General features: G+C 62.0%; 21 protein-coding genes. 12 read left to right on the top strand and 9 right to left on the bottom strand.

Translation table 11 applies throughout. From position 1 onward, the window contains the following. Nucleotides 1–119 precede the first annotated feature (119 nt). Both rsrA and BN2664_RS08420 read right to left on the bottom strand, forming a co-directional pair. Nucleotides 120–443 (bottom strand): mycothiol system anti-sigma-R factor, encoded by a 324-nt coding sequence (rsrA, locus tag BN2664_RS08425; RefSeq protein WP_007000631.1) that lies wholly within the window; start codon nt 441–443, stop codon nt 120–122. Beyond that, nucleotides 440–1,048 carry a sigma-70 family RNA polymerase sigma factor gene (locus tag BN2664_RS08420; RefSeq protein WP_007000632.1) on the bottom strand — a complete coding sequence of 203 codons (609 nt, stop codon included), beginning with the start codon at nt 1,046–1,048 and terminating at the stop codon, nt 440–442. The genes rsrA and BN2664_RS08420 overlap by 4 nt, the downstream gene beginning before the upstream one ends. 261 nt (nt 1,049–1,309) lie before the next feature. Here BN2664_RS08420 and BN2664_RS08415 point away from each other — a divergent pair, with 261 nt between their 5' ends. The 7 genes from BN2664_RS08415 (at nt 1,310) to BN2664_RS08385 (ending at nt 9,445) form a co-directional block, all read left to right on the top strand. Then, a complete protein-coding gene (locus BN2664_RS08415) occupies nt 1,310–1,813 on the top strand; it encodes a DoxX family protein (protein WP_007000633.1) in 504 nt (167 codons plus the stop codon). Next, on the top strand, nt 1,813–3,114 hold the full coding sequence (gene aroA / locus BN2664_RS08410) for a 3-phosphoshikimate 1-carboxyvinyltransferase (protein WP_007000634.1): 1,302 nt from the start codon (nt 1,813–1,815) through the stop codon (nt 3,112–3,114). Before BN2664_RS08415 ends, aroA begins: the two co-directional genes overlap by 1 nt. Then, nucleotides 3,114–4,121 carry a ribosome small subunit-dependent GTPase A gene (gene rsgA, locus BN2664_RS08405; protein ID WP_007000635.1) on the top strand — a complete coding sequence of 336 codons (1,008 nt, stop codon included), beginning with the start codon at nt 3,114–3,116 and terminating at the stop codon, nt 4,119–4,121. The genes aroA and rsgA overlap by 1 nt, the downstream gene beginning before the upstream one ends. 2 nt (nt 4,122–4,123) lie before the next feature. Then, nucleotides 4,124–4,921: an inositol monophosphatase family protein gene (locus tag BN2664_RS08400; protein ID WP_007000636.1), complete on the top strand. Its 798-nt coding sequence runs from the start codon at nt 4,124–4,126 to the stop codon at nt 4,919–4,921. A gap of 96 nt (nt 4,922–5,017) precedes the next feature. Next, nucleotides 5,018–5,989: a metallophosphoesterase family protein gene (locus BN2664_RS08395; protein ID WP_058120676.1), complete on the top strand. Its 972-nt coding sequence runs from the start codon at nt 5,018–5,020 to the stop codon at nt 5,987–5,989. A 31-nt stretch (nt 5,990–6,020) separates the two neighbouring features. Next, nucleotides 6,021–6,386, top strand: a complete 366-nt coding sequence (locus BN2664_RS09310; protein WP_058120675.1) for an exonuclease SbcCD subunit D C-terminal domain-containing protein — start codon at nt 6,021–6,023, stop codon at nt 6,384–6,386. After that, nucleotides 6,386–9,445: an AAA family ATPase gene (locus BN2664_RS08385; protein WP_058120674.1), complete on the top strand. Its 3,060-nt coding sequence runs from the start codon at nt 6,386–6,388 to the stop codon at nt 9,443–9,445. Before BN2664_RS09310 ends, BN2664_RS08385 begins: the two co-directional genes overlap by 1 nt. A gap of 80 nt (nt 9,446–9,525) precedes the next feature. Here the strand turns inward: BN2664_RS08385 and BN2664_RS08380 are convergent, their stop codons facing one another. The 3 genes from BN2664_RS08380 to BN2664_RS08370 all read right to left on the bottom strand — a co-directional run bounded on the left by BN2664_RS08380 (nt 9,526) and on the right by BN2664_RS08370 (nt 11,988). Beyond that, nucleotides 9,526–10,068 (bottom strand): DUF6912 family protein, encoded by a 543-nt coding sequence (locus BN2664_RS08380; protein ID WP_007000639.1) that lies wholly within the window; start codon nt 10,066–10,068, stop codon nt 9,526–9,528. Nucleotides 10,069–10,241: 173 nt separating this feature from the next. Continuing rightward, the gene (locus BN2664_RS08375; RefSeq protein WP_058120673.1) at nt 10,242–11,408 is read right to left on the bottom strand and encodes a CpaE/TadZ family protein; all 1,167 of its coding nucleotides are present in this window, start codon (nt 11,406–11,408) and stop codon (nt 10,242–10,244) included. Then, entirely contained in the window at nt 11,398–11,988 is a 591-nt protein-coding gene (locus BN2664_RS08370; protein WP_155856444.1) for a hypothetical protein, read from the bottom strand. The genes BN2664_RS08375 and BN2664_RS08370 overlap by 11 nt, the downstream gene beginning before the upstream one ends. 223 nt (nt 11,989–12,211) lie before the next feature. Here BN2664_RS08370 and BN2664_RS08365 point away from each other — a divergent pair, with 223 nt between their 5' ends. After that, nucleotides 12,212–12,433 carry a helix-turn-helix domain-containing protein gene (locus BN2664_RS08365; RefSeq protein WP_007000642.1) on the top strand — a complete coding sequence of 74 codons (222 nt, stop codon included), beginning with the start codon at nt 12,212–12,214 and terminating at the stop codon, nt 12,431–12,433. Here BN2664_RS08365 and BN2664_RS08360 read toward each other — a convergent pair. Beyond that, entirely contained in the window at nt 12,430–13,074 is a 645-nt protein-coding gene (locus tag BN2664_RS08360; protein WP_007000643.1) for a hypothetical protein, read from the bottom strand. The two genes, BN2664_RS08365 and BN2664_RS08360, sit on opposite strands and share 4 nt — an antisense overlap. 300 nt (nt 13,075–13,374) lie before the next feature. Here BN2664_RS08360 and BN2664_RS08355 point away from each other — a divergent pair, with 300 nt between their 5' ends. Together BN2664_RS08355 and BN2664_RS08350 are read left to right on the top strand one after the other, a co-directional pair. After that, the gene (locus BN2664_RS08355; protein WP_051014093.1) at nt 13,375–14,196 is read left to right on the top strand and encodes a LysM peptidoglycan-binding domain-containing protein; all 822 of its coding nucleotides are present in this window, start codon (nt 13,375–13,377) and stop codon (nt 14,194–14,196) included. Nucleotides 14,197–14,248: 52 nt separating this feature from the next. Continuing rightward, nucleotides 14,249–14,908, top strand: a complete 660-nt coding sequence (locus BN2664_RS08350; protein ID WP_058120672.1) for an Rv3235 family protein — start codon at nt 14,249–14,251, stop codon at nt 14,906–14,908. Nucleotides 14,909–15,146: 238 nt separating this feature from the next. On the opposite strand, the gene secA is transcribed toward BN2664_RS08350, so the two are convergent. The 3 genes from secA to BN2664_RS08335 all read right to left on the bottom strand — a co-directional run bounded on the left by secA (nt 15,147) and on the right by BN2664_RS08335 (nt 20,069). After that, on the bottom strand, nt 15,147–18,035 hold the full coding sequence (secA, locus tag BN2664_RS08345; protein WP_007000646.1) for a preprotein translocase subunit SecA: 2,889 nt from the start codon (nt 18,033–18,035) through the stop codon (nt 15,147–15,149). Nucleotides 18,036–18,203: 168 nt separating this feature from the next. Further along, nucleotides 18,204–19,292: a polyprenyl synthetase family protein gene (locus BN2664_RS08340; RefSeq protein ID WP_007000647.1), complete on the bottom strand. Its 1,089-nt coding sequence runs from the start codon at nt 19,290–19,292 to the stop codon at nt 18,204–18,206. A 69-nt stretch (nt 19,293–19,361) separates the two neighbouring features. After that, the gene (locus BN2664_RS08335) at nt 19,362–20,069 is read right to left on the bottom strand and encodes a demethylmenaquinone methyltransferase (protein ID WP_040317137.1); all 708 of its coding nucleotides are present in this window, start codon (nt 20,067–20,069) and stop codon (nt 19,362–19,364) included. Between the two features lie 162 nt (nt 20,070–20,231). Here BN2664_RS08335 and BN2664_RS08330 point away from each other — a divergent pair, with 162 nt between their 5' ends. Then, nucleotides 20,232–21,647 (top strand): hypothetical protein, encoded by a 1,416-nt coding sequence (locus BN2664_RS08330; protein WP_007000649.1) that lies wholly within the window; start codon nt 20,232–20,234, stop codon nt 21,645–21,647. A gap of 61 nt (nt 21,648–21,708) precedes the next feature. Then, nucleotides 21,709–22,614 (top strand): 1,4-dihydroxy-2-naphthoate polyprenyltransferase, encoded by a 906-nt coding sequence (locus tag BN2664_RS08325; RefSeq protein ID WP_007000650.1) that lies wholly within the window; start codon nt 21,709–21,711, stop codon nt 22,612–22,614. Nucleotides 22,615–22,618 lie beyond the last annotated feature (4 nt).

Raw genomic sequence — 22,618 nt, 5'->3', positions numbered from 1 at the left:
GCAACACCCTCGCCAATCGTCATCCAACTGGCGATATCTGTAACCAATGTCCCGCGCCGCCTCGGCGCTTTTGCTCCGCGCCGCCGGGCGGTTTTGCCCAGCTCCCGCCAAGCGACTCTCTAGTAAGTAACCCGCTTGTAGACGGCGATTTGCTGAGCAATCCGAACCCGCAAAGTGGCGGGCGCGGATTGAGCGCACGAGGATTTGAGGATAGTGCGCACATGCTCCTCCGCCTCGGCCCGATCCTGGCAGTCGGCACAACCGGCAATGTGGCGCTCCAAGCGCCGCTCCAGCTCACGCGGAATCTGGTGGTCGAGGAATTCAAAAAGATTCTCGGCAAGCTCCGAGCAAGAGCACTCCCCCGTACCGTCTTCGCTGTCTAAATTGAGGCCCGCGCGTTGGAATCGATCTTCCAGCCGAGTCCACATTCCTTCGCTACTCACTCTTGGTCCTTCTTTCCATACCCTAAATCGCGGGCATAATCGGCAAGCAGATCTCGCAGTTGCTTGCGGCCGCGGTGCAACCGTGACATAACGGTCCCGATCGGCGTACCCATAATGTCTGCTATTTCTTGGTAGGAAAACCCTTCGATATCCGCCAAGTACACCGCCATGCGGCGATCCTCCGTCAGTTGGGACATCGCCTCGCGAATCTCCGACTGCGGGAGGTTATCAAGCGCCTCGACTTCCGCTGAGCGCATACCAGTTGAGGTGTGCGATTGTGCCCGATATTCCTGCCAGTCCTCCACCTCGGCGCTGTCAGCCTGCTGCGGCTGACGCTTTTGCTTGCGGTAATTAGAGATAAAGGTATTGTTCAGGATCCGGTACAGCCACGCCTTCAAATTCGTCCCGGGCCGGTATTGGTGGAACGCCGCAAATGCCTTCGCGTACGTCTCCTGCACCAAATCTTCGGCGTCAGCGGGGTTGCGAGTAAGCCGCATGGCCGCGCCATACAGCTGATCGAGGAATGGCAACGCGTCGCGCTCAAACCGCTCCGCTCTTTGCTCGGCGGTCTCTTCGGGCGCACTGCGAACTAGTTCTTGGCTCATCGTCCTCTAGGGTAGTCCGTTTTTCTTGCACAAATTGCTTGCGCACAGCCTCGGCGCTTGCGCCGGGGCTAAGGTCTCAACGCCGCTCGACGCTCATTCATTCCAGCCGAGCGCAAATGTTGCCCGGGCAACGTCGTCGCGCACACGACGCCGTCGCGAACCGTGTCAAGTCCCGGCCCTCCGGTTCGCGCACCGCACTATATCGTTCACAATCTGGCGATCTGGGTCACAAACCGCCCAGGTTTAAGGTAGAAATAACGCATGGGAATTTTCAGATTCATTGCACGTCCGCTTTTGGCAGCTCCGTTTATCTACACCGGCATTAAGGCCGCGCGCGCTCCGCAGGAGCACCGCGAACAAATTGATAACCTCGAATTCGCCACCGACACCCTCGGCGTCACCCTCGAGGATCAGCAAAAGGACCTCGTGGCGCGCGGGGTTGGCATCGCCCAGGTCACGGCCGGGTGCCTGCTCAGCATTGGCAAGTTCCAGCGCCTTTCCGGCGCGGTCCTCGCCGCCACCCAAATCCCTTCCGTAGTCGGCGCGAACCCGATTTGGAAGCTGGAAGGGGATGAAAAGAAGGATGCCAAGCGTAACCTCCTCACCGGAATCGGCCTGGCAGGCGGCGCGTTGCTCGCCGCGGTGGACCGCAAGGGTCAGCCGTCGCTAGGGTACCGCTACTCGCAGTGGCGCGATCACCGCGAGGAACTGGCGGAGATTAAGGCCGACGCGCGCCAGCGCGTCAAGGAGGCCAAGAACGCTTAATGACTAGCCTTTGGCCCGCGCCCCACCACCCTTCACCGGTGGTGGGCGCCGTTTCTGTGCCCGCTTCGAAATCACTAATGGCCCGCTATTTCATCGTGGCGGCGCTGGGCTCAAAGCCCTCCATCATTAGGGCTCCCCTGCGCGCTAGAGATTCCGCGCTCATGGCGCAGGCGCTACGAAACCTCGGGGTGGAGGTGATTTGGGAACGCGGCGAAACCGAAGCCGAGGACGTGATCACCGTGCGCGGCGGGCAGATGCATGGCGGAACCATTGACGCCGGTCTGGCGGGAACCGTCATGCGGTTCGTTCCCCCACTTGCCGCCCTCGCCAGCGGTGAAACGCGTATCGACGGCGACGCCGGAGCTCGGGTTCGGCCCATGGGACCCGTGGTCGAGGCCCTGCGGGCGCTGGGGGCACGGATTGATGCGACCGAGAACGCCAAAGGCGAGCCGGCACTTCCCCTCACCATTTACGGCAAAGGCGGGCTCACGGGCGGCGAGGTAGAGATCGATTCCTCAGCATCATCCCAGTTCATTTCGGCACTGTTGCTGGCCGGGCCGCGTTTCGAGCGCGGCATCACGGTTCGCTCTACGGGCGCAAAAGTTCCCTCCGTACCACATCTGAATATGACCGTGGACGTGTTGCGCCGCGCCGGCATTGAGGTGCGGTGCGCCCCCAACACCTGGACGGTTTTGCCCGGTGAGCCGCATCTGGGCGGCGTCACGGTGGAGCCCGATCTCTCAAACGCCGCTCCTTTCCTCGCCGCGGCAATGGTCACCGGCGGAGAAGTATCGATTCCGCGCTGGCCCGAGCAAACCACGCAGCCGGGTGCGCAAATTACCGAGATCTTCGAGCGCATGGGTGCCGCCGTGGAATCTACTCACGACGGCGTCCTTACCCTGCGGGGCCCGCAAACAATTTCCCCGCTCGACGCGGATCTGCACGACGTCGGAGAGCTCACGCCCACCATTGCGGCAGTGGCGGCCTATGCGGCCGGCCCCTCGCGCCTGCGTAATATTGGCCAACTGCGCGGCCACGAAACAGACAGGTTGGCAGCAATTGAAGCCGAGCTAACCCGGGTCGGCTGCGGGGCCCGGATCGAGGGCGACGATATCGTGATCGAGCCGGCGCCACTGCACGGCGCGCAAATGCGCACCTACGCCGATCACCGTATGGCAACTTTTGCGGCCATTATTGGCTTGCGGACGAGCGGCGTCGTCGTCGAAAACATTGAGACCACCGCAAAAACCATGCCGCATTTCCCCGCCATGTGGAACGGTCTGGTGGAGGCGGAAAACTAATGCGCGATATCGGCACTGACGATCCGCGCGTCCACGTGCGCCCCGGCCGCCCCTCCAAGCCGCGCACCAAAATCCGCCCGGACTACTCTGACCGGCCGCGAGGGCAAGTAATCACTGTTGACCGCGGGCGCTACGGCGTGGTGATGGATGACGCCGTGGAAGTGATCGCCGTCAAGGCACGCGAGCTAGGACGCGGGGCTCTGGTGGTGGGTGATCGGGTGCGGCTCACCGGCGACCTGTCGGGCCGCAAGGATACCCTCGCGCGCATTGTCCTTATCGAGGAACGGCGCACGGAACTCACCCGCTCAACCGATGAGGGCGGCGGGCGCGAGCGGACGATCGTTGCCAACGCGGATCAAATGGCGATTGTGGTGGCGCTTGCGCAACCCGAACCGAAATTCGGCATGATTGATCGCGCCCTGGTGGCGGCGATGGAAGCGGGGATGCAACCGCTACTGGTCCTCACCAAGGCCGACCTCGCCTCACACCAGAAAGTGGAAGAGGTGTACGAGCCGCTTGGCTTGCGGGTATTTGTGACCGCGGTGAAGCACCCGGCGGCCCCGCAACGCGACGATCTGGAAGCCCTGCGCGAGGCGCTGACCGGGCACGACACGGTGCTTATTGGGCATTCTGGGGTAGGTAAGTCAACACTGTTTAACACCCTGGTTCCCGACGCCGATCGCCGTACCGGCGACGTTAATGACGTTACCGGAAAAGGCCGGCACACCTCAGTAAACGCTGTGAGCTTCGCGCTCCCTGGGGGAGGGAGAATCATTGATACCCCCGGCGTACGAAGCTTCGGCCTGGCCCACGTAGATGCGGCTGGCCTATTGCGCGGTTTCCCCGACCTGGAAGAGGTGACCGCGGACTGCCCGCGCGGTTGCACTCACAAAGCGAATGAAACCGAGTGCGCCTTAGATACGGTGCGGGATCCGCTGGGGCAAAGGCGCGTCGAATCCCTGCGTAGACTATTGGAGCAAGTACCGAAACCGGAGTGGGAAGGGTAGCGATGAATAAGGAACTCGACGTTCTTTTGAGCATCCTGGATAAGGTCGACGAGCTCACCATGGATAGGTTCCTCGCCAGCGATTTACGGGTGGAGACCAAACCCGATATGTCGCCGGTTTCGGACGCGGATAAGGCCGCCGAGGAGCTGATTCGCTCCGAGCTTTCCCAAGCTTTCCCGGACGACTTCGTCTTTGGCGAGGAGCAGGGCGGCAACACGGATTGGGAAAAGGGCCGCCACTGGATTATTGATCCCATCGACGGCACCAAGAATTTCGTGCGCGGGGTGCCGGTGTGGGCAACCCTGGTGGGCCTGGCCGACAGCAAGGACATTATTCTCGGTGCCGCGAGCGCTCCCGCCATCGGGCGGCGCTGGTACGCGTCGCGCGGCGAAGGAGCGTGGGTGACCTCGGCCGGTATCGGTGCCGGGCGATTCCACGAGGCGCGGCGCCTGCACGTTTCGCGGGTTTCCGAGGTGGAAAACGCGAGCTTCTCCTTCTCCTCGTTGGAGGGATGGCGCGACGCCGGAAAGCTTCAGCAAATGGTGGATTTCCAGGGGCGTGCCTGGCGCATTCGCGGCTACAGCGACTTTTGGAACTACCTGCTGGTTGCCGAGGGCGCGGTCGACGGCGCCGCGGAGCCGGAACTGGACGTTTACGACATGGCGGGCCTGGTGCCAATCGTGGAAGAGGCCGGAGGAACCTTCACCGGGCTCGACGGCAAAACCCCCGGGCCCTGGGGCGGCGGGGCACTGGTTTCCAACGGGCTCCTGCACGCGCAAATGCAGGAGGCGCTGGGCTAACCAGCTATTCGAGCGCTGGGGCCGCCGGCTACTCGCGCTCCGGGCTAACGCGTCCATTCAAAAAGCGTGTCGGACCCCTCCGCTACGCTACATGGCATGAAGATCCTTCACACATCTGACTGGCATTTGGGCCGCTCTTTGCATGGTGCCAGCCTGCGAGATGCCTTTACGCTGTGGACGCGCCACGTTACTGATACGGTGCGCGATCTGCACATTGACGCGCTCCTTATTGCGGGCGATATTTACGATCGCGCGGTACCGCCGTCGGAAATGGTGACGCTTCTTTCTCGCACCCTCTCCGAACTCGCCAGCTTGACCACGGTCATTATTACCTCCGGCAACCACGATTCACCGCAGCGCCTCGGCTTTGGTGCGGACCTCATGCGTGAGGGCATCCATATCCGCACCGATGCGCGCCAGTGCGGCAATCCGGTGGAGGTCACCGCGGCGGGTGGCGAGCGCGCGCTGATCTACCCCATCCCCTACCTCGATCCGGATGTGGCACGCCACGATCTGGCCGCAGAGGAACCGTTGGAACGTAGCCACGAGGCGGTTATGCGAGCCGCCCTCGGCCTCATTCGAGAGAGTATCGAAGCGGAGGAGCCAGCGGCCGGCGGCCCAACCCCGGCGCGCATCATTATGACGCACGAATTTGTGAGCGGCGCCCAGGAATCGGACTCCGAGCGGGATATTTCCGTGGGCGGTATCGGCGCCATCCCCGCCTCGCTTTTCCGCCTCGGCGAGCAGGAGGGTATAGGGCCCATTGATTATGTGGCGCTGGGCCACATTCACTCCCCGCAACGCATTGGGGCTCATACGGGAGCTCCGCTCATGCGCTACTCCGGATCGCCTATCGCTTTCTCCTTCTCCGAAACCGCACCAAAGCAATCCGTGCTTCTCGAGCTCAGCTGGGGCGAGGCTAACGGCGTCGGGCCGTTGGAGCCCGTGACGGAGGTTGCCAACGTCGACCCACTTGCCGAGGCTCCGGAGCCCGCGAGAGCGCCAGCCGCCGTTGGGCCCACAGGCGGGGCAGGCGCCGTCCGGGACCGCCGCCCCCGAGCCAGCTGACGAACAGCCCGGGCGCGCCGGCCGTCCAACCGTGCGCACGCGGCTGATCCCCGCGCCGGTATGGCGCCCCATCGCTACCATTCGGGGAAGTTTGGCGGAGATTTTAGGACCCGCGCACATTGCGGACCGGGAGAAATTCGTGAAGGTGGAAGTCACTGACGCCTCACGCCCGCGGGAAATGAATCCGCTTATTCGGCAGGCTTTCCCCCATGCTCTTGACGTCCAGCATCGACCACCGGCGGCGAGCCATGAAAAACGAATTGTGGACGTCAAGCGCGAAAATCCGCTCGATGTTCTCAAAGAGTTCTTAATCCAGGCGGGCGGCGAGGAAGCAACGAAGGAAGAACTAATTATTTTGCGCCAAGCAGTTGAGGCAAGCCGCGGGAGGGAGCAGTAATGCAGTTACGACGGCTCGAACTTCAGGCCATCGGCCCCTTCGCGGGCCGGGAGGTTATCTCCTTTGACGACCTCTCCGAATCCGGTCTTTTCCTTATGGAAGGGCCCACTGGCTCGGGGAAATCGACGATTATTGACGCCATCGTTTTTGGGCTCTACGGCAATGTGGCCGGTGGAGCTGACTCCACAAATACCCGCTTGCGTTCCCTCCATGTGGGGCGCAACGTCGAATCGTACGTCGATCTGATTTTTACCCTGGAATCCGGCACCTACCGAGTGCGCCGAACCCCGCAATACCTGAAAGAGGGCAACACCGCTAACACTCCGGCCACCGCAAAACTGTGGCGTATTTCCGAGGCGGCGCTGGAAGAAAGCCTCCTCGATGCGGGCGAAATTCTAGAGAACCGGGTGAGTGACACCTCTATAGCAATCACGAATCTGATTGGGCTCAATCGAGAGCAGTTCGTGCAAACGATTGTGCTTCCGCAAGGCAAGTTCGCCGATTTCCTGCGCCTAGATTCCGGCCAGCGCACTGATCTGCTTTCGCAGATCTTCGATATGTCCGAATATGCGACAATCACCGCGTGGCTCAAGGAACGCGCTTCCCTCGCTAATCAAAACAGCGCGGCAGCAAAGTCCGCGTTCGTCACCGCGGTATCTAACACGGCGGCCGCTTTACAGCTCGGTGAAGACGATGCTCAAGAACTTGAAAACTCCGCTCGCGAAGCGGCCCTGGTGCGTCAAACCGATTCGCTACTTGACCGGCTCCAGCAAGAGCTCGAAGGCGCCCAGGTCCGGGTAGCGGCCGCGCAGACCGCGGCTGAGCAGGCCCAGGAAAAAGACGAAGCGGCTGCCCGTGAGCTCGAAGTAGCGCAGAGTCTCGCCATGAATTTGAGGAAACGCCGGCAACTACTCGAGCGGAAGGGCGAACTCGAAACGAGGCGGGCGGATATCCAAGCGCTGGAAGAGGCAATCAAGCGTGCGAAAGATGCCGAGCCCGTAGCTCGGGAGACAAATTCCGCACGGCAAGCGAGCGAAGAGCTGAGCGCCGCCCGCTACGCATGGGAACACGCGCCCATGGAAGAGGAGTTTGCGGCATCGCTTGCCGGCAAGGTTGAACTGGAGAAAACCACCGCCGCGGACTTTTCAGATCTGCTCGCGCTAGGCGATCAGCGCGAGGGTGAGTTGCGGCGCGAGGAGGGCAGCCTCGCGGAGCTTGCTGGCGAGGAAGACGAGCTGGAGCGTGAAAAACTCGAGCAAGAAGAGGATCTCGCAGAAGTCTCACGCATTGCTTCCCGGTTGGACCAGCTTCAGGCTCAGGCCGAGGAAATCGAGGCTGAGCGGCTCACGACGGCGGAAACAATCACTCAGTTGCGCGAAACCGCCAACCGGGTGGATGGGGCGCAGGCCGAACTGCAATCCGCCCAAGATCAGCTTGCGCGAGCAGTGCAAGTGACAGAACTCCGTGAGCAAGAAAAACGCGAGGAGGCCGAAGATCAGAACTGTACGCGCCAGCTGGAAGCCGCCCGCCAGGCGGCACAAGAAACCTTCAATTTGTGGCAGGCGTCGATTGCCTCTGAGCTAGCGGTTTCCTTGCGCACTGGAGAAGCTTGCCCGGTCTGCGGCTCGGTCGAACATCCGGCGCCCGCTCCCACCGAGCGTTTGCTTGCCTCCGCGGATGAGGTGAAAGTCGCCAACGAGGAACTCGAGGCCAAGCGGGAGCGAGCGAAGGCCGCCCAGGATGCGCTTGCACAGACGCGGGCACAAATTGGGGCTTATAGCGGGGTGCCGGAGGTGGCGCAGGCCCAGTCCCATGTTGATAACGGCCAGCGTAGCCTGCGCGAAGCCCAGCAAGCCGTGGCAGATCTGCATGCCGCGGAGCAGAAGATTAGCGAAATTGAAAAAACCCGGAAGGCAAACGATTCCGCCCAAAAAGAGCTCTCGGCACAGAGAGCTCAAGCGGTGGCGCGTAGCGAGAGCAGGGCAAAGCGAATCGAGGCTCAAACTTCGCGCTTGGTTGCCAAGCGGATGGGTTTTGCAACGATTAAGGACCGCCTGAGCGCGGTAACAGCAGCCGCTGAAATGCAACGGACTTGGAATGATAGGTTGCGCGCGGTTTCGGTGGCACAGGAGGATTACTCGCAGCGCGAGAAGGATCTAGCAAGCGCTTTGGAAGCTTCGCCTTTCTCCTCCGTGGAGCACGCCACGCAGGCAGTCATGCACCCCAACCAGCTTCAAGCCCACGAGGCGGAGGTGGAAAACTTCCGTCAAGAAGTGCGGGATGCGGAGCGGGAGCTAAGTACGCCCGGCATCGCCGAGCTCACCGGCGAGGAGGATCCCCGCCTTGAGGAGAAAACGCAAGCCGCCCAGCAATACCACGCCGCCGCGCTACGGGCCCGGGATGAGGCCACCTCCGCCCAGGATCTCGCGGCAAACGCCAGTCAACAGTTCCAGCGAACAACCCAGCGGCGAACGGCGTGGCAACGCGAAGAGGAGACGACCGGCCCAATTGTTCGCCTCGCCTCGCTGGCGAGCGGTGGGCAGGAATCGCTCACCCATATTCCGCTCGAGACCTTCGTATTGCAGCGGCGCTTTGAGCAGGTGGTTGCAGTTGCGAATGAGCAACTCTCGGAGATTTCTCGTGGCCGCTACGAGCTGGTTCGCACGAATGAGAAGGAGCGTGGCTCTCACCAGGTGAAGACGGGGCTACAACTGGAGATTATCGATCACGCCGCGAGCGGTGATATGCAACGTTCTACGCGCTCACTTTCGGGCGGGGAAACGTTCTTTGTTTCCATTTCTCTTGCTCTGGCCCTAGCCGAGGTAGTGCGAGCCGAAAACGGAGGAATTCACCTCGATACGTTGCTCATCGACGAAGGCTTTGGATCGCTTTCTGAAGACGCGCTTGATCAGGTGATGCGGGTTTTGCAGAATCTAACCAACGGCGGACGCGCGGTTGGGGTCGTCAGCCACGTGGCACAAATGGGGCAGATGATAAGCACACGTATTAGCGTTCAGCCGCGGGAGGACGGCTCGTCGACGCTTACCGTCACCGCGTGATGCGCCGGGGCGGCGCGGCGGGCTGAGCCGGGCAGGTGGCCCGCAACACGAAAAGCCGCGGCGCCGGGACTGGGCGTCGCTTAGATAAAGAACGCCGCCCCGAGCTCCACGGCTACCGTCAGACGCTCGGAAACGTCATACCAGAGCAGATCTTCTTCGCCGAGGCGATCAAAAGCAGCCTGGGCTGAGGAGCTGTCGTTCTCTCCGCTAATCGCCGCCCGCACGTTCGCCTCTGCTTCGAAGGCATCGAGATGGAAAGAGACCACATCCTTCCAGCTCGCGGGATTGATCATCGCGAGCGCCGAAGGTAGCTGGTCTGCGGGGGTATCGCCGTCAAAGAAGAGGCCTTCAGCGGCGGCGGAATCTACGCCTACAAGCTCGCTTTCATCGGCGTCGGCGGCGATTACCAGCCGGCGTAGCACCGGCTTTTGCCCAGCGTCATGGGCATGCATAATGCGGAGCAGGGAATCATCTGCGGCGGCGTTAGTCGCCACTGCCTCGAGGTACTCCCGCTCCTCATCGCCCACCTCTTGAGCCAGAGCAGGAGTCGCCGCGTGCACAATTCGCGGCGAGATTTCTTCGCAACCCAAGTCGCTAACGGTAGCGGGAATGTAAATCCTCATGCCACCAGTTTAGAAGCCGGCCGGCCCCGCACCCAATCCCTAGGCGCCTAGGCCCCAGCTGGCGCCCAGGCGCTACCTCGGGACCGCCCTGCCTAGAGCGCCGCCCTGCATAGCGCGCGGCCCCGTATCGCGGCAAGCGCCTGCCTGGCGGCCAGCCCAGCGCGCCGCCAGCCTTACCTCGCGCGCCGCCCGCTGGGCCGGTTAGCCGGGTCCAGCTGGCTTCGCACTGCGTTCTCCAGCCGAGCGGCCAGCCGGCGCGTATCGCTGGCTGCACCTGCCTTGGGAGAGACCTCGAGGAGGCTCAGGCCGCGGCGTTCGGCCGCGTCGTAGTGCCCGGCGTCCGAGCGCACCCAGCTCACCCCCTCTACCCCTCGGCCCCGCAAAATATCGCGAATCGCCAGCTTCTCACGCTCCTGCGCCCGGGTGAGAACGATGTGAAAATCCGCGATACCCGCCTCATTAGCCAATTCAATTTGAGCAATTAGGCGCCGCAAGCCCACCGGAGTGGCTTTGGCCACCAAGAGCCGCATGTCCGCATTTTCCAGCAAGCTCAAAGTGGCCGCATCGCGATCCTCATCGAATCCAAATTCGTTTCGTTCGATCCCGGCCGCACAGTCCGCGATAATCAGAGCCGCGCAGGATCGAAGGCGGGCCCACATCTGCCCGAGCACCGGCCCGGGTAGCTCGCGCCAGCGCGACCCTTTATTGGGCCCCGCCAAGAAGTGAAAGCCCTGGGGCATGTGCAGAAGATACTTCTCGATCTCCTCTTGCCCGGCGCTACCGGTGTTTATTTTCCTTGCCAGGGCGACGATGGCGGAGGTCTCTTGCCGCACACCGAGGAGTTGGGAAAGACACGGGTTGCGCGTATCGCCGTCGACGAGGAGTACCTCTAGTTTGCTAGCTAGCGCATTTGCTAAATCACGCGCCAGCACGGACCGGCCCGGCGCGCCGTCGGTTCCCCACACCGCGCACACCGTTCCCGCCCCCACGTCGGGGTGCCGGATTGCGGGAGGCTCGGGAGCCGCTGGCTTACTTTGCGAAAGCGCCGCCCGCACGCAATTCACCACGTCTTCAGCGTTCGGGGATGCCAGGAAATCCTCACCCGTCTGTCGCTCCAGGCCCACACCAACAATTTGCAACCCAGCCGCATGAAACAACGCCGCAAGGTTGAGGTCGAGTGTTTCGGTGACGACGACGCTGCCCAGGCCCGCTTCGGCCGCACCTGCCAGTTCCACCTCATCCGAGCAACGCCGCACGACGTCGATCTCCTCCCGGCCTAGCGCTTCCAAAACGCCAACTTCCAGTGGCCCGTAGAGCAACAAGAGGACGCTACCGCTCACTAGAGCTCGCCCCCTCCGAGCCTCGCGACGCTTCTATAACCACGAATTTCCCGCTCGACCCCAAGGCGCGCAGGGTACCGGGAACGTCTTGGGTAGGAACTCGGACTTCCACCTGGCCGGCCGCACCCACGTTCGTCGGTTCGCTTTGCCGCACCAGAATCGCTCGGTCAGAAACAATGCGGGCCGCTGGCTCTTCGCTCCCCTCTTCCTCACGCACTTCCCAGATTTCCACGTTGCTTCCAGCCGTCAAGGCACTGGCCGGCGGTAGCGCCACTGGCAAGACGAGCGCAACGGCGTCGTCGGCTTCACCTAGAGAAGAGCGAGCAAGTAACTCGCCAGGTTGGAGCACCTCCGCGACCGTTCCCGATTCGCCAACCGTCACGTAAGGCCCTGCGACACCGGGCGGGACCTCAGCGATTTCTAGCCCCGCATCAGCAATTGGGGTGCCGGGGATCACGGCTTCAACCGCGCGGTAAACGCGGATGACCGGGGGACCGGCGAGAAGCGTTCCGCCCACCACCGCCGAAGCGGCGATAAGAATAACCCCCGCCACCAAGCGCGGATCTTTTAAACGCGTCATGCGAACACCCATCATTACCCCATTTCTGTGGTTTGACGCCTCGCTCCCTTGCCGGAAAATCCCTGATTAAGTACAGCGCGGGACGTCTCCCCCACTAGGCAACGATGGCAAATGACATCGCTTCGTGCATCCTGTTCTCCACAGCCTGTGGATAACTTATTTTGGTGTAGAATTACAACGTAGAACAAGGTGTCATCCTTGTGCAGAACGGACGGAGAAGATCATGACGAAATTCCTTACGATCGCGGACGTGGCGGACTATCTCAATGTGTCTGCCGGCCAGGTCAGAACACTCATTAACAACGGAGAAATCCCCGCCATTCAGGTTGGCGGGCGAGGCCAGTGGCGTATCGACCAAGCAATGCTGGATGAGTACATCCAGCGCGGTTACGCGGCTACGCGCGAAAGGGTTCGCGCATCGGCCGAGGAAAGCACCGAGGCTTAGGTCGTCACCTCGACGCGGCGAATCCCTGCGATTGTAAGGATCGCGAGGCCTTGCTCGTCCCTAACCTCGATCCAGTCCGCACCGACGCGGCATAGGTGGCCAGAGCATACCCCGATTTCATGGAGTATTCGCACCCGAGCGCGGCGCGCTTGAAACGCGCGCAAAGGGGTCCCGATACTGAGTTTTGGCGCTAAACCACGCGGAACTTCACCGACTCTCCCCAAGGGGCCGCGGATTCGAGCAATGGCCGCCAGCGGAACCAGCAAGGCCCGCTCTCTCCCTTTGCCCAAAAGCCAATTCTGGGCAACTTCGCCCGGGACAATCTCGAAAACATCGCCATCTCTTGCGGTGACCGTCAAACGCGCTCCAATCGCGGCGCGCAGTAAATCCGCCAGCCCTATCCGTCCCGCCTCAGCGTCCCTCAGTTCGCGCGCTTCCGCCCGGTTTTGCAGGCGGAGCTCGGCTTCGATCTCCGAGGCCAAGTCCTCGGCAAGCGCCTCAAAGCTCGCTAGATCGCCCGCACCGCTTAGTTGCGCGGAGTTGGCCGTGCCACTTAGTTGCGCAGGCTCACCCGAGATCGGGCTTTGCTTATCGACGCCGCCGCTCGGGACACCGGCACGCGGAAATTGTTGACGATCCACACCACCACGCTACCCAGCCGCGCACCCAAAATATAGTAGCTACCGCCATTTATCAGTTCCCTAAAGTTACAGATGTTCGATTTTTATTTTTCTCTTAGAACGCCTCTCACGGCCTGACCAGGTCGTTCAAGCGTTGCGCAACAAAAAAAGACGGCGCCGAAATGCGTTGCTGGGTTTACCCAGCTGAAAACGCGCGCAAAAGTCACCCAAACTTCGTTATGTCCCTAAAACTCACCAAACGTAACATTAGGGGTCGTAATGAAAATCCGAACGCCATGTCTTTTAAGCGGCCTGGGCGCCGTGGCGTTTTCAGCGATCGTTGTAACGCAGTTTCCCGACGCCGCCGCGCCCTCCGCGTTGCTTCAGGCCTGGCTTCTCTGGCTAGCCGCCCTCCTCGGTGCGCTCCTTAGCACGCGGATGGCGCTTTCCTACGCGGCGCTCTTGCGAGCGCGACACGGACATAGTGGAAGCCTGGTTCGCCTGGCGCGCCGATTCGGCACAAAACGGGTACGCCTGGCGCTTGCTGGCGGAGCCCTTGGCGCCATCAGCGCACTCGGACCGCTAGGGCCGCTCGGCGGAAACATCGCTTACGCCGACGCCATCTCACCCATGCCTTACTGCCAGGTCGAGGTACCTCGCGCCGCCGTCTCCAACGGCGACGACGCCGTTATAGACCTCGGCTGGGGCGGGAGGATAGATCATATCCCGGCCCAGGACTCACCTCAGCCCGCTACCTCCAGCATTGGCTGGCAAGAGAGCACATCCTCCGCTCAGAGCGGGGCAGAGGTAGCCCGTGCCGCGGAGGCCGGAGGACCGGGAGTAGCCGGAGGACCGGAAGCGGCTGGTGCGGCCGGCACGGCGGAAGCGACGGAACCGGAAACGGCAGACACGCCCAAGGCAGCGAACGCAAAAGATCCGGCAATTTCAGCGGCACCCGCGAACCGGGAAGTAACCGTCCGCGTGGGCGACACCCTCTGGGATATCGCGGCTCGCACCCTTTCGGGCCCGGCAACTGACGCGCAAATCATGCAGCAGGTCAATGCGATCGTGGCCGAGAACGCGATCGGCAATCCGAATCTCATCTATCCCGGCCAACTCCTCACCCTGGGCGCCACCCAGTGAGTTTGCCGAGAATTTCGAACGCTGCTCACCCGGCGAACGATTAGGAGTCAAAATGTCTATTCTGCCTATTCATCCCAGCACAACGCCCCGCCAGGCTTCCGGCACACCGCGCCAGGCGCTCAGCGGGCCGGACGGGAGGGCGCGAGCCCACGCCGCAAAAAAGAGGATCGCCGAATTGCCGGTTGCACCGCCTAAGGCACAAACCGGTCCGATTCCCGCACCTGCTCCGGCCGGGAAGGTCAAAACCGGCAAACTTCCTCTTGGCGCGCCGCCACTAACGACTTGGCAGCGCCCGTGGGATCGCATTGCCATTTCGGCGACGCCGCATAAGGAAACCTGGCGGCCGGTTCTTATGAGTCTGCGCGAACAACTTCCCGCCAGCGCGCCGCCCCCGCAACGCATAGCGGGAACCGTCTTGATCTACGCCATTGAAATTCTGCTGGGACGCCGGCCCTTGGCGCATCTGCGAAACTGGCTAGATCCGGATGTATTTGCCACGCTTGGACGCCGGTACAGCTTGGCCATGCGTATCGAGGGCAAAGCGCCCGCTTCGCGCGCCCCGCGCATCCGGCGACTTCAAATTAGCAGTCCGCTCCCCCGAGTTGCGGAGGTGATTGCGGTACTGCACGACGGCACCAAAGTGCGCGGCGCTGCCCTGCGGCTTGAGTTTCAGGGAACGCGCTGGAAGGTTATTGCGCTCGAGCTTGGCTAAGCCGGCGCCTCCAAAAACCTGGCAACCAAGCGCCCGCCCGGCCGGCCCGCCAGCTCCCGTAAAACCACCAAGCGGCGCCCGCACCTCCAAAAAGCAACCGGGCCGCACCTGCAAAAAGCAACCAGGCGGCTGGAAAAACCGCCCGGTCAGCCGGCCCGTGCCCACAATAAACAGCTAGGCCGGACCTTCCTAGGAAAGATCCGGCCTAACCAACCCCGCGGGGCAAACAACTAAGGCGCTAGCGGCGCTTCTTCGCAGCCTTCTTCGCGGCGCGGCGCTGAGCGCGATTACCGCCGGAAACAGCCGCCTTCTGCGCCGCGGACTGGCCGGCCGTGGTGGCTTCGCCCTCGCGCTTACGACCCGAGGCGCTACGGGTTTCCGCCTCACCCGAGCCGTCCTTGGCCGCCGAAGAGTAGCTGACGTTCTGCTGGCGCGAGCCAACCTTAATGCCTAGCTTGACCGGATCAACTCGGCCTCCGGCGGATGAACCCTCAGCTGAGCCCTCGCCCGAACCTTCCTGCGCCAGCCGCTCGGCCGCCTGCTTCCGCGCCTGGAACGCCGCTTCCCCAGCCTGGCGGGCGCTCATAGCGGCCTGCATCTCCGATGCCTGGCGAGCCAAACGCGCCGCCCGTTCTTCCGGAAGCTCGAAGTGGAAGAGGTAGCGCACGGATTCGGAGCGGATATTGGCGTCCATGGCCTGGAACATCTGGTATCCCTCGTCCTTGTATTCGACGAGCGGATCGCGTTGCGCCATGGCGCGAAGGCCAATACCTTCCTTCAAGTAATTCATTTCGTATAGGTGCTCACGCCACTTGCGGTCAAGCACGGAAAGCACGATCTGCCGCTCGATCTCGCGCATCTTATCGGCACCCACTTGCGCCTCACGCTCTTCGTAGTGGGCGTGAATATCATCGGTGAGCTCGCGCAGAAGCGTTTCCCGATCAAGGCCGCCGGTATGGGCGGCGTCGTCAACCAACTCATCGGGCGAGAAACCAGGAGTGTAGTAACCGCGCAGATCGTTCCAGAGGGATTCCAGATCCCACTCGTCCTCGGGGACGCCAACAATGTGCGAGTCAACAACGTCCTGCACGCCGTAGTCGAGGAAGCCGGAAACCATATCCTCGATATCTTCGCCCTCCAAAATGCGACGGCGGGTGGAGTAAACCTCGGTACGCTGATCGTTCATAACGTCGTCGTACTTCAGAACGTTCTTACGCATTTCGGCGTTACGCGATTCGATCGAGCCCTGCGCGCGGCGCACGGTTTTGGCAATCGACTTATTCTCGATCGGCTGATCGTCGTCGGACGCGGCTTCGAGCATACGACCCGCAACCCCGCCGGCGAACAGGCGCATCAAGTCATCTTCCAAAGACAGATAGAAACGCGATTCGCCCGGATCGCCCTGACGGCCCGAGCGGCCGCGCAGCTGGTTGTCGATGCGCCGCGACTCGTGACGCTCGGAACCGAGCACGTACAGCCCGCCGAGTTCCACCACTTCGTCATGTTCGGCCTTCACGGCATCCTTCTGAAGCTGGAGCTCATCGGGCCACGCGGCCTCGTACTCCTCCGGGGTTTCTTCCGGCGAAAGACCGCGCGCGGCCAGGGCCTCTTGCGCGCGATGCTCCGGATTTCCGCCCAGCATAATGTCCGTACCACGGCCGGCCATATTGGTTGCCACCGTAACGGCGCCCTTGCGGCCCGCCTCGGCCACCACCTTGGCCTCGCGCTCGTGCTGCTTAGCGTTCAACACCGAATGCGGAATGTTTTCCTTATCCAGCAGATCCGAGAGCTCCTCGGAGGCCTCAACGGAAGCGGTACCAACCAGCACCGGCTGGCCCTTTTCATAACGCTCGGCAATATCGTTGACCACCGCGCGCAGTTTGCCGGCGCGGGTGGGGTAGATCAAATCGGTGCGATCTTCGCGAATCATCGGCTTATTGGTCGGGATCGGCACCACGCCCAGCTCGTAGGTATTCGCGAATTCCTCCGCCTCGGTTTCGGCGGTACCCGTCATACCGGCCAGCTTGGTGTAGAGGCGGAAGTAGTTCTGCAAGGTAATGGTGGCCAGGGTCTGGTTCTCAGCCTTGATCTCCACGCCTTCCTTGGCTTCAATCGCCTGGTGCATACCTTCGTTGTAGCGCCGGCCCGGCAACACGCGGCCGGTGTGTTCGTCAACGATCAGCACCTCGCCATTGAGCACCACGTAATCGCGATCGCGCTCAAAAAGTTCCTTCGCCTTGATCGCGTTATTCAAATACCCAATCAGCGGCGTGTTCAGAGACTCATAAAGATTATCGATGCCGAGGGAGTCTTCCACCTTGTCGATTCCCGGTTCGAGCACGCCCACGGTGCGCTTCTTTTCGTCCACCTCGTAATCGGTGTCCTTGCGCAGACGCTGAACAATGCGGGCGAACTCCGCGTACCAGCGGTTTGCGTCGCCCTCAGCCGGGCCGGAAATAATAAGCGGCGTACGCGCTTCGTCAATAAGAATCGAGTCGACCTCGTCGACGATGGCGTAGTTATGCCCACGCTGCACCATTTCTTCGGGCTTCCACGCCATATTGTCGCGCAGATAGTCGAAGCCGAACTCGTTGTTCGTGCCGTAGGTGATATCCGCGTTGTACTGCTCGCGGCGCTGGTTCGGATTCTGGCCAGTGACGATGCACCCCACCGTCAGTCCGAGGAAGCGGTAAATGCGGCCCATCAGCTCCGACTGGTAAGAGGCCAGGTAATCGTTGACCGTCACCACGTGAACGCCCTTGCCCTCCAAAGCGTTGAGGTAGGACGGCATGGTGGCCACCAAGGTTTTACCTTCACCGGTCTTCATTTCGGCAATATTGCCGAGGTGAAGCGCTACGCCGCCCATTACCTGGACGTCATAGGGCCGCTGACCAATGGTGCGCCGCGCGGCTTCCCTCACCGTCGCAAATGCCTCGGGGAGAATATCGTCAAGCGTCTCGCCATCAGCCAGGCGCTGCTTGAACAGATCGGTCTGTTCACGCAACTCCGCGTCACTCAACGCCTCAATTTCCGGCTCCAGCGCGGTTACACGCTCGGTAATCCGCTCGAGCTTCTTCAGCTTCCGACCCTCGCCAGCGCGCAGGATGCGATCAAGAATACGTGCCACTAGATTGTGCTCCTTACCATGGGCATACCCGGATTATTGTACGTGCGCAAAGGCGCCGTGGGGTATGGCTTCGCCCAAGACCGAAGGGGCATTCGCCACTACTTTCATAGTTTTTCCCGACGACGCCGACGCTCGCCTGCCCCCAACCCGGCCCCGCATGCGGCGGGCTTAGGAGACTCGATCCACCGCGGCGGTAGCAAAAGCTCCCAGTTCAGCGCCAATTTTCGCGCGAATCGGTGCGCTCAATCCGGCCACCGCATCTTCCGCCCAGGCGCGAGCCATGCCCAGCGTCTCTTCCATCACGCTGTGCTGGCGCAGGAGCCCGAGGACTTCTGCAAGTTCACCGTCATCCAGCTCGCGCGCGGGGCGCGCACCCGGGGTAAGCCCGGATTGCAACCCGCTCGGGGCACTGGCCGAGGCGCCGGCCCGCGCGGCCGAATCAATCGCGGCGACCGAATCGATAACTTCGAGAATGCGGGCACCAGCGGCGTCGAGTGTGCCGGCCTCCCGCCGCTCGCGAAGCAGGATGGTGGGCATGGTGTCCACCCCTTCGCGCAGGTCAGTGCCGGAGGTTTTCCCGAGCTGGTCGGAATCAGACATCACGTCGATGTAATCGTCGGCAAGCTGGAAAGCCACGCCAACTTTCTCACCGTAGGCTTCCACCAATTTCGCGTCTTCGTCACTTCCGCCCGCGCACAGCACGCCTTCGCGAGCAGCGGCCGCGATCAACGAACCGGTTTTATCGGCGAGCACGCCCAGATAATATTCGCGGCGCCCCTCGCCTTCCTCCGGGCCCAGCCACTCGCGCAGTTGTCCCTTGCACAGGCGGGCAAAAGTCACCGAATGGTTCCACACCGCGCGCGGGGAAAGCCGAGCCATGAGTGCGTTGGCGCGGGCAAAGAGAATATCGCCAGAGAGAATTGCGGCCGAATTTGAAAAAACCACTTGGGCGGAAGGAGCACCGCGGCGGTAGGGAGCATCGTCCATAACGTCGTCGTGGTACAGCGAGGCAAGGTGCGTCAATTCAATCGCTGCCGCCACACGCTCCACCGCGGGGTCTTCCGGATTCTCACCCACGTACGAGCACAGTAGCGTCAGGGTGGGGCGAAGCCTCTTTCCGCCCGCGTTCTTCAGATAGGTCGTCAATTGATCTACCCGGGAATCGTGCACGGAAGCGCGTTCATCTAGCAGAAGCTCAACGTTTGCCAGGCGCTCTTCAATGCGCGCGATCAGCGTGGTCTCATCGGTTTGGCTCACAGCGCCTTATCCTACCTTTTCCTCTCGTCTTCCTCGCCTCACCCCGCGGTTTTGTTGAGGTGTCAACTTTCACTCCGCGCGGTTGGGCTTTCGTGCGCTATGCACCGCCACAATCCCCCCGGTGAGGTTGCGGTATTTGACGCCACGCCAGCCCGCTTCCTGAAGTTTTGCCGCCAGAGTGCGCTGGTCGGGCCAATCCAGAATTGACTCCATGAGATATCCGTAAGCTGGCCCGTCCGATCCGGCAACCGAGGCAATACGCGGCAAAACCTCACGCAGGTAGAAGTGGTAGGCGCCGCGCAGGGGCGCCCACACCGGGTGAGAAAACTCCGCCACAACCAGCTGGCCTCCCGGGCGGACCACCCGCATCATTTCTTCCAAAGCCCGCTGCGGGTCTTCAATATTGCGCAAACCGTAGGAAATAGTCACGGCGTCGAAAGCGGCGTCGTCGAACGGAAGCGCCGTGGCATCGGCCTGCACGAACTCGATACCCGGATGCTCCCGACGCGCCACGCTCAGCATGCCCTCCGAAAAGTCCGCGCCAACCACGTCCGCGCCCGCGGCGGCGAAGGCGGCGGTGGAAGTGCCGGTGCCGGCGGCCAGATCCAGGAGGCGCAGGCCAGGGGTGATATCGAGCGCCGCCGTGACGGCGCGGCGCCACACCCTTACCTGCCCCGCGGACAAAATGTCGTTGACGACGTCGTAGCGCGGCGCCACCTCATTGAACATCGTGGAGACGTCGAGCGCCTTCTTATCAAGCTGTGCGCGTTTACCCATGTGCGTATTCAACCACGCCGCACCTACACCGAGGCTCATCCGCGCGTCTGAGCCGCGACTGCGCCCCTTCCCAATTGCCGCGCCTCCTCGCCCAGAAGCTTATATTTCAAAAATTTTGATTGCACCACCTAAACTGGAAACAGTTTCTCTGGAAGGAGCGTCATGTCCGCGAATAATGACCCGACCAATCAGCCAAATCCCCAGCCCGGCGTGCCTCAGCCAGCCGCACCGCGCTACGCCGGGCCACCGCGCCCGGCGCCGGCGCAACCGGGCGCTTCCCAGCGCGGGCCTCTCGCTCCTTCCGCCGCGCCACGTAACCGCGAGCGCTTCCAAGCCGCTACTTGGATGACGGCAATTTTCGCGCCCTTGGTTGCCCTGGCACTGACGTTCCTGGTGAATTTGGGATCAATCGCTATCTCGCGAGCGGTAAACCCAGAAAGCTTCCGCGGAGCGGAAGGCTTCTCTAACGCGCTTTACGGAGCGCTCACCACCGTGCTCGGTTTGGGCGGATCGGTGGCGATTGACGTGAGCCAGCAGGGCGTTACCGGAGCCAAGATCTCGATTTACGCCGCGGCGCTGACCACTACCGCGATCGTGGGGTTGGCACTGTTCTTCGGCCACGCCTGGTCTGGGCGCGGGCGGCGCAACTCCACTTTCATGGTATGGATTCCGGCTATTATCTCCGGCTTCATTCTTTCCGGGGCAACGGCGCTTTTGGCCACTGTCACCCGCACCACCGTCGAGATGGACCCCAATATCAGCATGAGCATCGCCCCCAATCCACTGATTTGCGCGGCGACCGCTCTACCGGTGGGCTTCCTCGCCTCCGCCTTCGGGCGCCTTCTTTCCGTCCGCCCCACTCCCCGCAACCGCTACCTACTTACCAGCGCCTCTCCGGTTCCCACTTTCTCGCATGCTGTTTCCCTCGGATTTGCCTGGTATATCTTCGCCTCTACCGCCACCGCCGTAGTGGTGGGAGCAGGTTTTCTCATTAGTAGCGGCGGGGATGAACCCTTCAATCTTTCCTCGGCCTCCGAGCGGATCGCGGGCCTCCTCATGCTTTTGCCTTACTTCCTGACCGTAGGCGCGCTGGTTTTGGCCGGGGCTCTCGGAGCATCGATTATCCTCAAACTCACTACGGGTAGCGCCGTAAACGTCATCGATTTGGACGAAGCGCTCAACGGGCTGAATCTGAATCAGACCACGCTCATTGGCCGGGCGCTCCCCATCTGGATGTGGATAACCGTGGCAGTTTTAGCCGCACTCTTCATTATCGCCATCGGCGTACGTTGGGGCCGTTCGCGCGATCCGCGCCTGCAGTACGGACCGCTTTCCTGGTTCATAATGCCGCTCTCCTTCACCGGCGTGACCGCGGTGATTTACGGTATTACCCGCTTCGGCTTGAAGCTCACCTCCCCAATGTTCGAAGGCAAGACAATCGCCGCCTTCACTGCCACCGCGCACTGGTACATGATCGGGATTGGCCTGCTGGTGGGCATTGCGATTGAGCTGATCTCGCGCCTCGCGCGCCCGCGGGCTCCGCAAACCGGCGCCACCGGATACTCCGCCTACCGTTAGCGAGCAGAGGGGGTGGGGCGCAATCCCCATTGCTCCCCGCAACGCCCTAATCTTAACATTCGTGGCTACCTTGAATGATTGGGTTGAAGGCGTGCGCGCACGCACCCTCCCCGCTAGCGTTGCACCTGTTTTTGCCGGCACCGGAATCGTTCTCTGGGACGACGGCGTCAATTGGGCCCGGGCTGGCCTGTGCCTGGTGATTGCTCTGGCTTTGCAAATCGGCGTCAATCTTTCCAACGATTATTCCGATGGCGTTCGCGGCACCGACGATTTCCGCTCCGGCCCGCCTCGCCTCACCGGCGGCGGGAAAACCTCACCCAAGGTGGTGCTGGCGGCGGCGCTCGGTACGTACGCATTTGCCGCTCTTATCGGGATCTGGCTCATCGCGCTGACGGGCGAGTGGTGGTTGCTCATTCTGGGCGTCGCCGCCCTTGCCGGTGCGTGGTTCTACACCGGCGGCAAGCATCCCTACGGCTACGCCGGGCTAGGCGAAGTGGGCGTATTTATTTTCTTTGGGCTCATGTCTACCTGCGGCACAATTTATGTGCAGCTCCTTGGCGTGCCCGCTGTGGGATGGATGGCCGGTTGCGCGATGGGGCTTATCGCTTGCTCCTTGCTCATGATCAATAACATCCGCGATATTCCCACCGACGCCGTAACCGGCAAGCACACCCTGGCCGTCCGCCTAGGTGACCGCGATGCCCGCCTCGCCTATGTGGTTTTGCTGGCCGAGGCCTTCGCGCTGGCGCTCGTTATGTGCGTTGCCCTGGGCCGCCTGATCTACCTGTGCCTACTCTTCGTCCCCTCACTACTTATCGCGGTGCGGTGCGTGCGGCGAATCCTCGCGCGCGGCAAAGAAAAGCTCGAGGGCCGGGCGCTGATTCCCATTCTGCGAGACACCGGCTTTGTAGAGCTTCTCTACGGGCTGGCCGTATTTGGGGTCTTCGCCCTGGCTAGCTTCCTCTAAGCCG

Source organism: Actinobaculum massiliense (assembly GCF_001457435.1).
In the GTDB taxonomy this organism is placed as follows: domain Bacteria; phylum Actinomycetota; class Actinomycetes; order Actinomycetales; family Actinomycetaceae; genus Actinobaculum; species Actinobaculum massiliense.
Note: the sequence above shows the minus strand (reverse complement) of the source record. Positions and strands in the feature narration are given on the sequence as shown.

Excerpts from the sequence above, each read along its gene's own strand:
- BN2664_RS08420 (WP_007000632.1), bottom strand. The coding sequence starts at position 1,048 with ATGAGCCAAGAACTAGTTCGCAGTGCGCCCGAAGAGACCGCCGAGCAA.
- aroA (WP_007000634.1), top strand. The coding sequence starts at position 1,813 with ATGACTAGCCTTTGGCCCGCGCCCCACCACCCTTCACCGGTGGTGGGC.
- BN2664_RS08400 (WP_007000636.1), top strand. The coding sequence starts at position 4,124 with ATGAATAAGGAACTCGACGTTCTTTTGAGCATCCTGGATAAGGTCGAC.
- BN2664_RS08395 (WP_058120676.1), top strand. The coding sequence starts at position 5,018 with ATGAAGATCCTTCACACATCTGACTGGCATTTGGGCCGCTCTTTGCAT.
- BN2664_RS08365 (WP_007000642.1), top strand. The coding sequence starts at position 12,212 with ATGACGAAATTCCTTACGATCGCGGACGTGGCGGACTATCTCAATGTG.
- BN2664_RS08370 (WP_155856444.1), bottom strand. The coding sequence starts at position 11,988 with ATGACGCGTTTAAAAGATCCGCGCTTGGTGGCGGGGGTTATTCTTATC.
- BN2664_RS08350 (WP_058120672.1), top strand. The coding sequence starts at position 14,249 with ATGTCTATTCTGCCTATTCATCCCAGCACAACGCCCCGCCAGGCTTCC.
- BN2664_RS08415 (WP_007000633.1), top strand. The coding sequence starts at position 1,310 with ATGGGAATTTTCAGATTCATTGCACGTCCGCTTTTGGCAGCTCCGTTT.
- BN2664_RS08330 (WP_007000649.1), top strand. The coding sequence starts at position 20,232 with ATGTCCGCGAATAATGACCCGACCAATCAGCCAAATCCCCAGCCCGGC.
- rsgA (WP_007000635.1), top strand. The coding sequence starts at position 3,114 with ATGCGCGATATCGGCACTGACGATCCGCGCGTCCACGTGCGCCCCGGC.
- BN2664_RS08385 (WP_058120674.1), top strand. The coding sequence starts at position 6,386 with ATGCAGTTACGACGGCTCGAACTTCAGGCCATCGGCCCCTTCGCGGGC.
- BN2664_RS08380 (WP_007000639.1), bottom strand. The coding sequence starts at position 10,068 with ATGAGGATTTACATTCCCGCTACCGTTAGCGACTTGGGTTGCGAAGAA.
- BN2664_RS08335 (WP_040317137.1), bottom strand. The coding sequence starts at position 20,069 with ATGGGTAAACGCGCACAGCTTGATAAGAAGGCGCTCGACGTCTCCACG.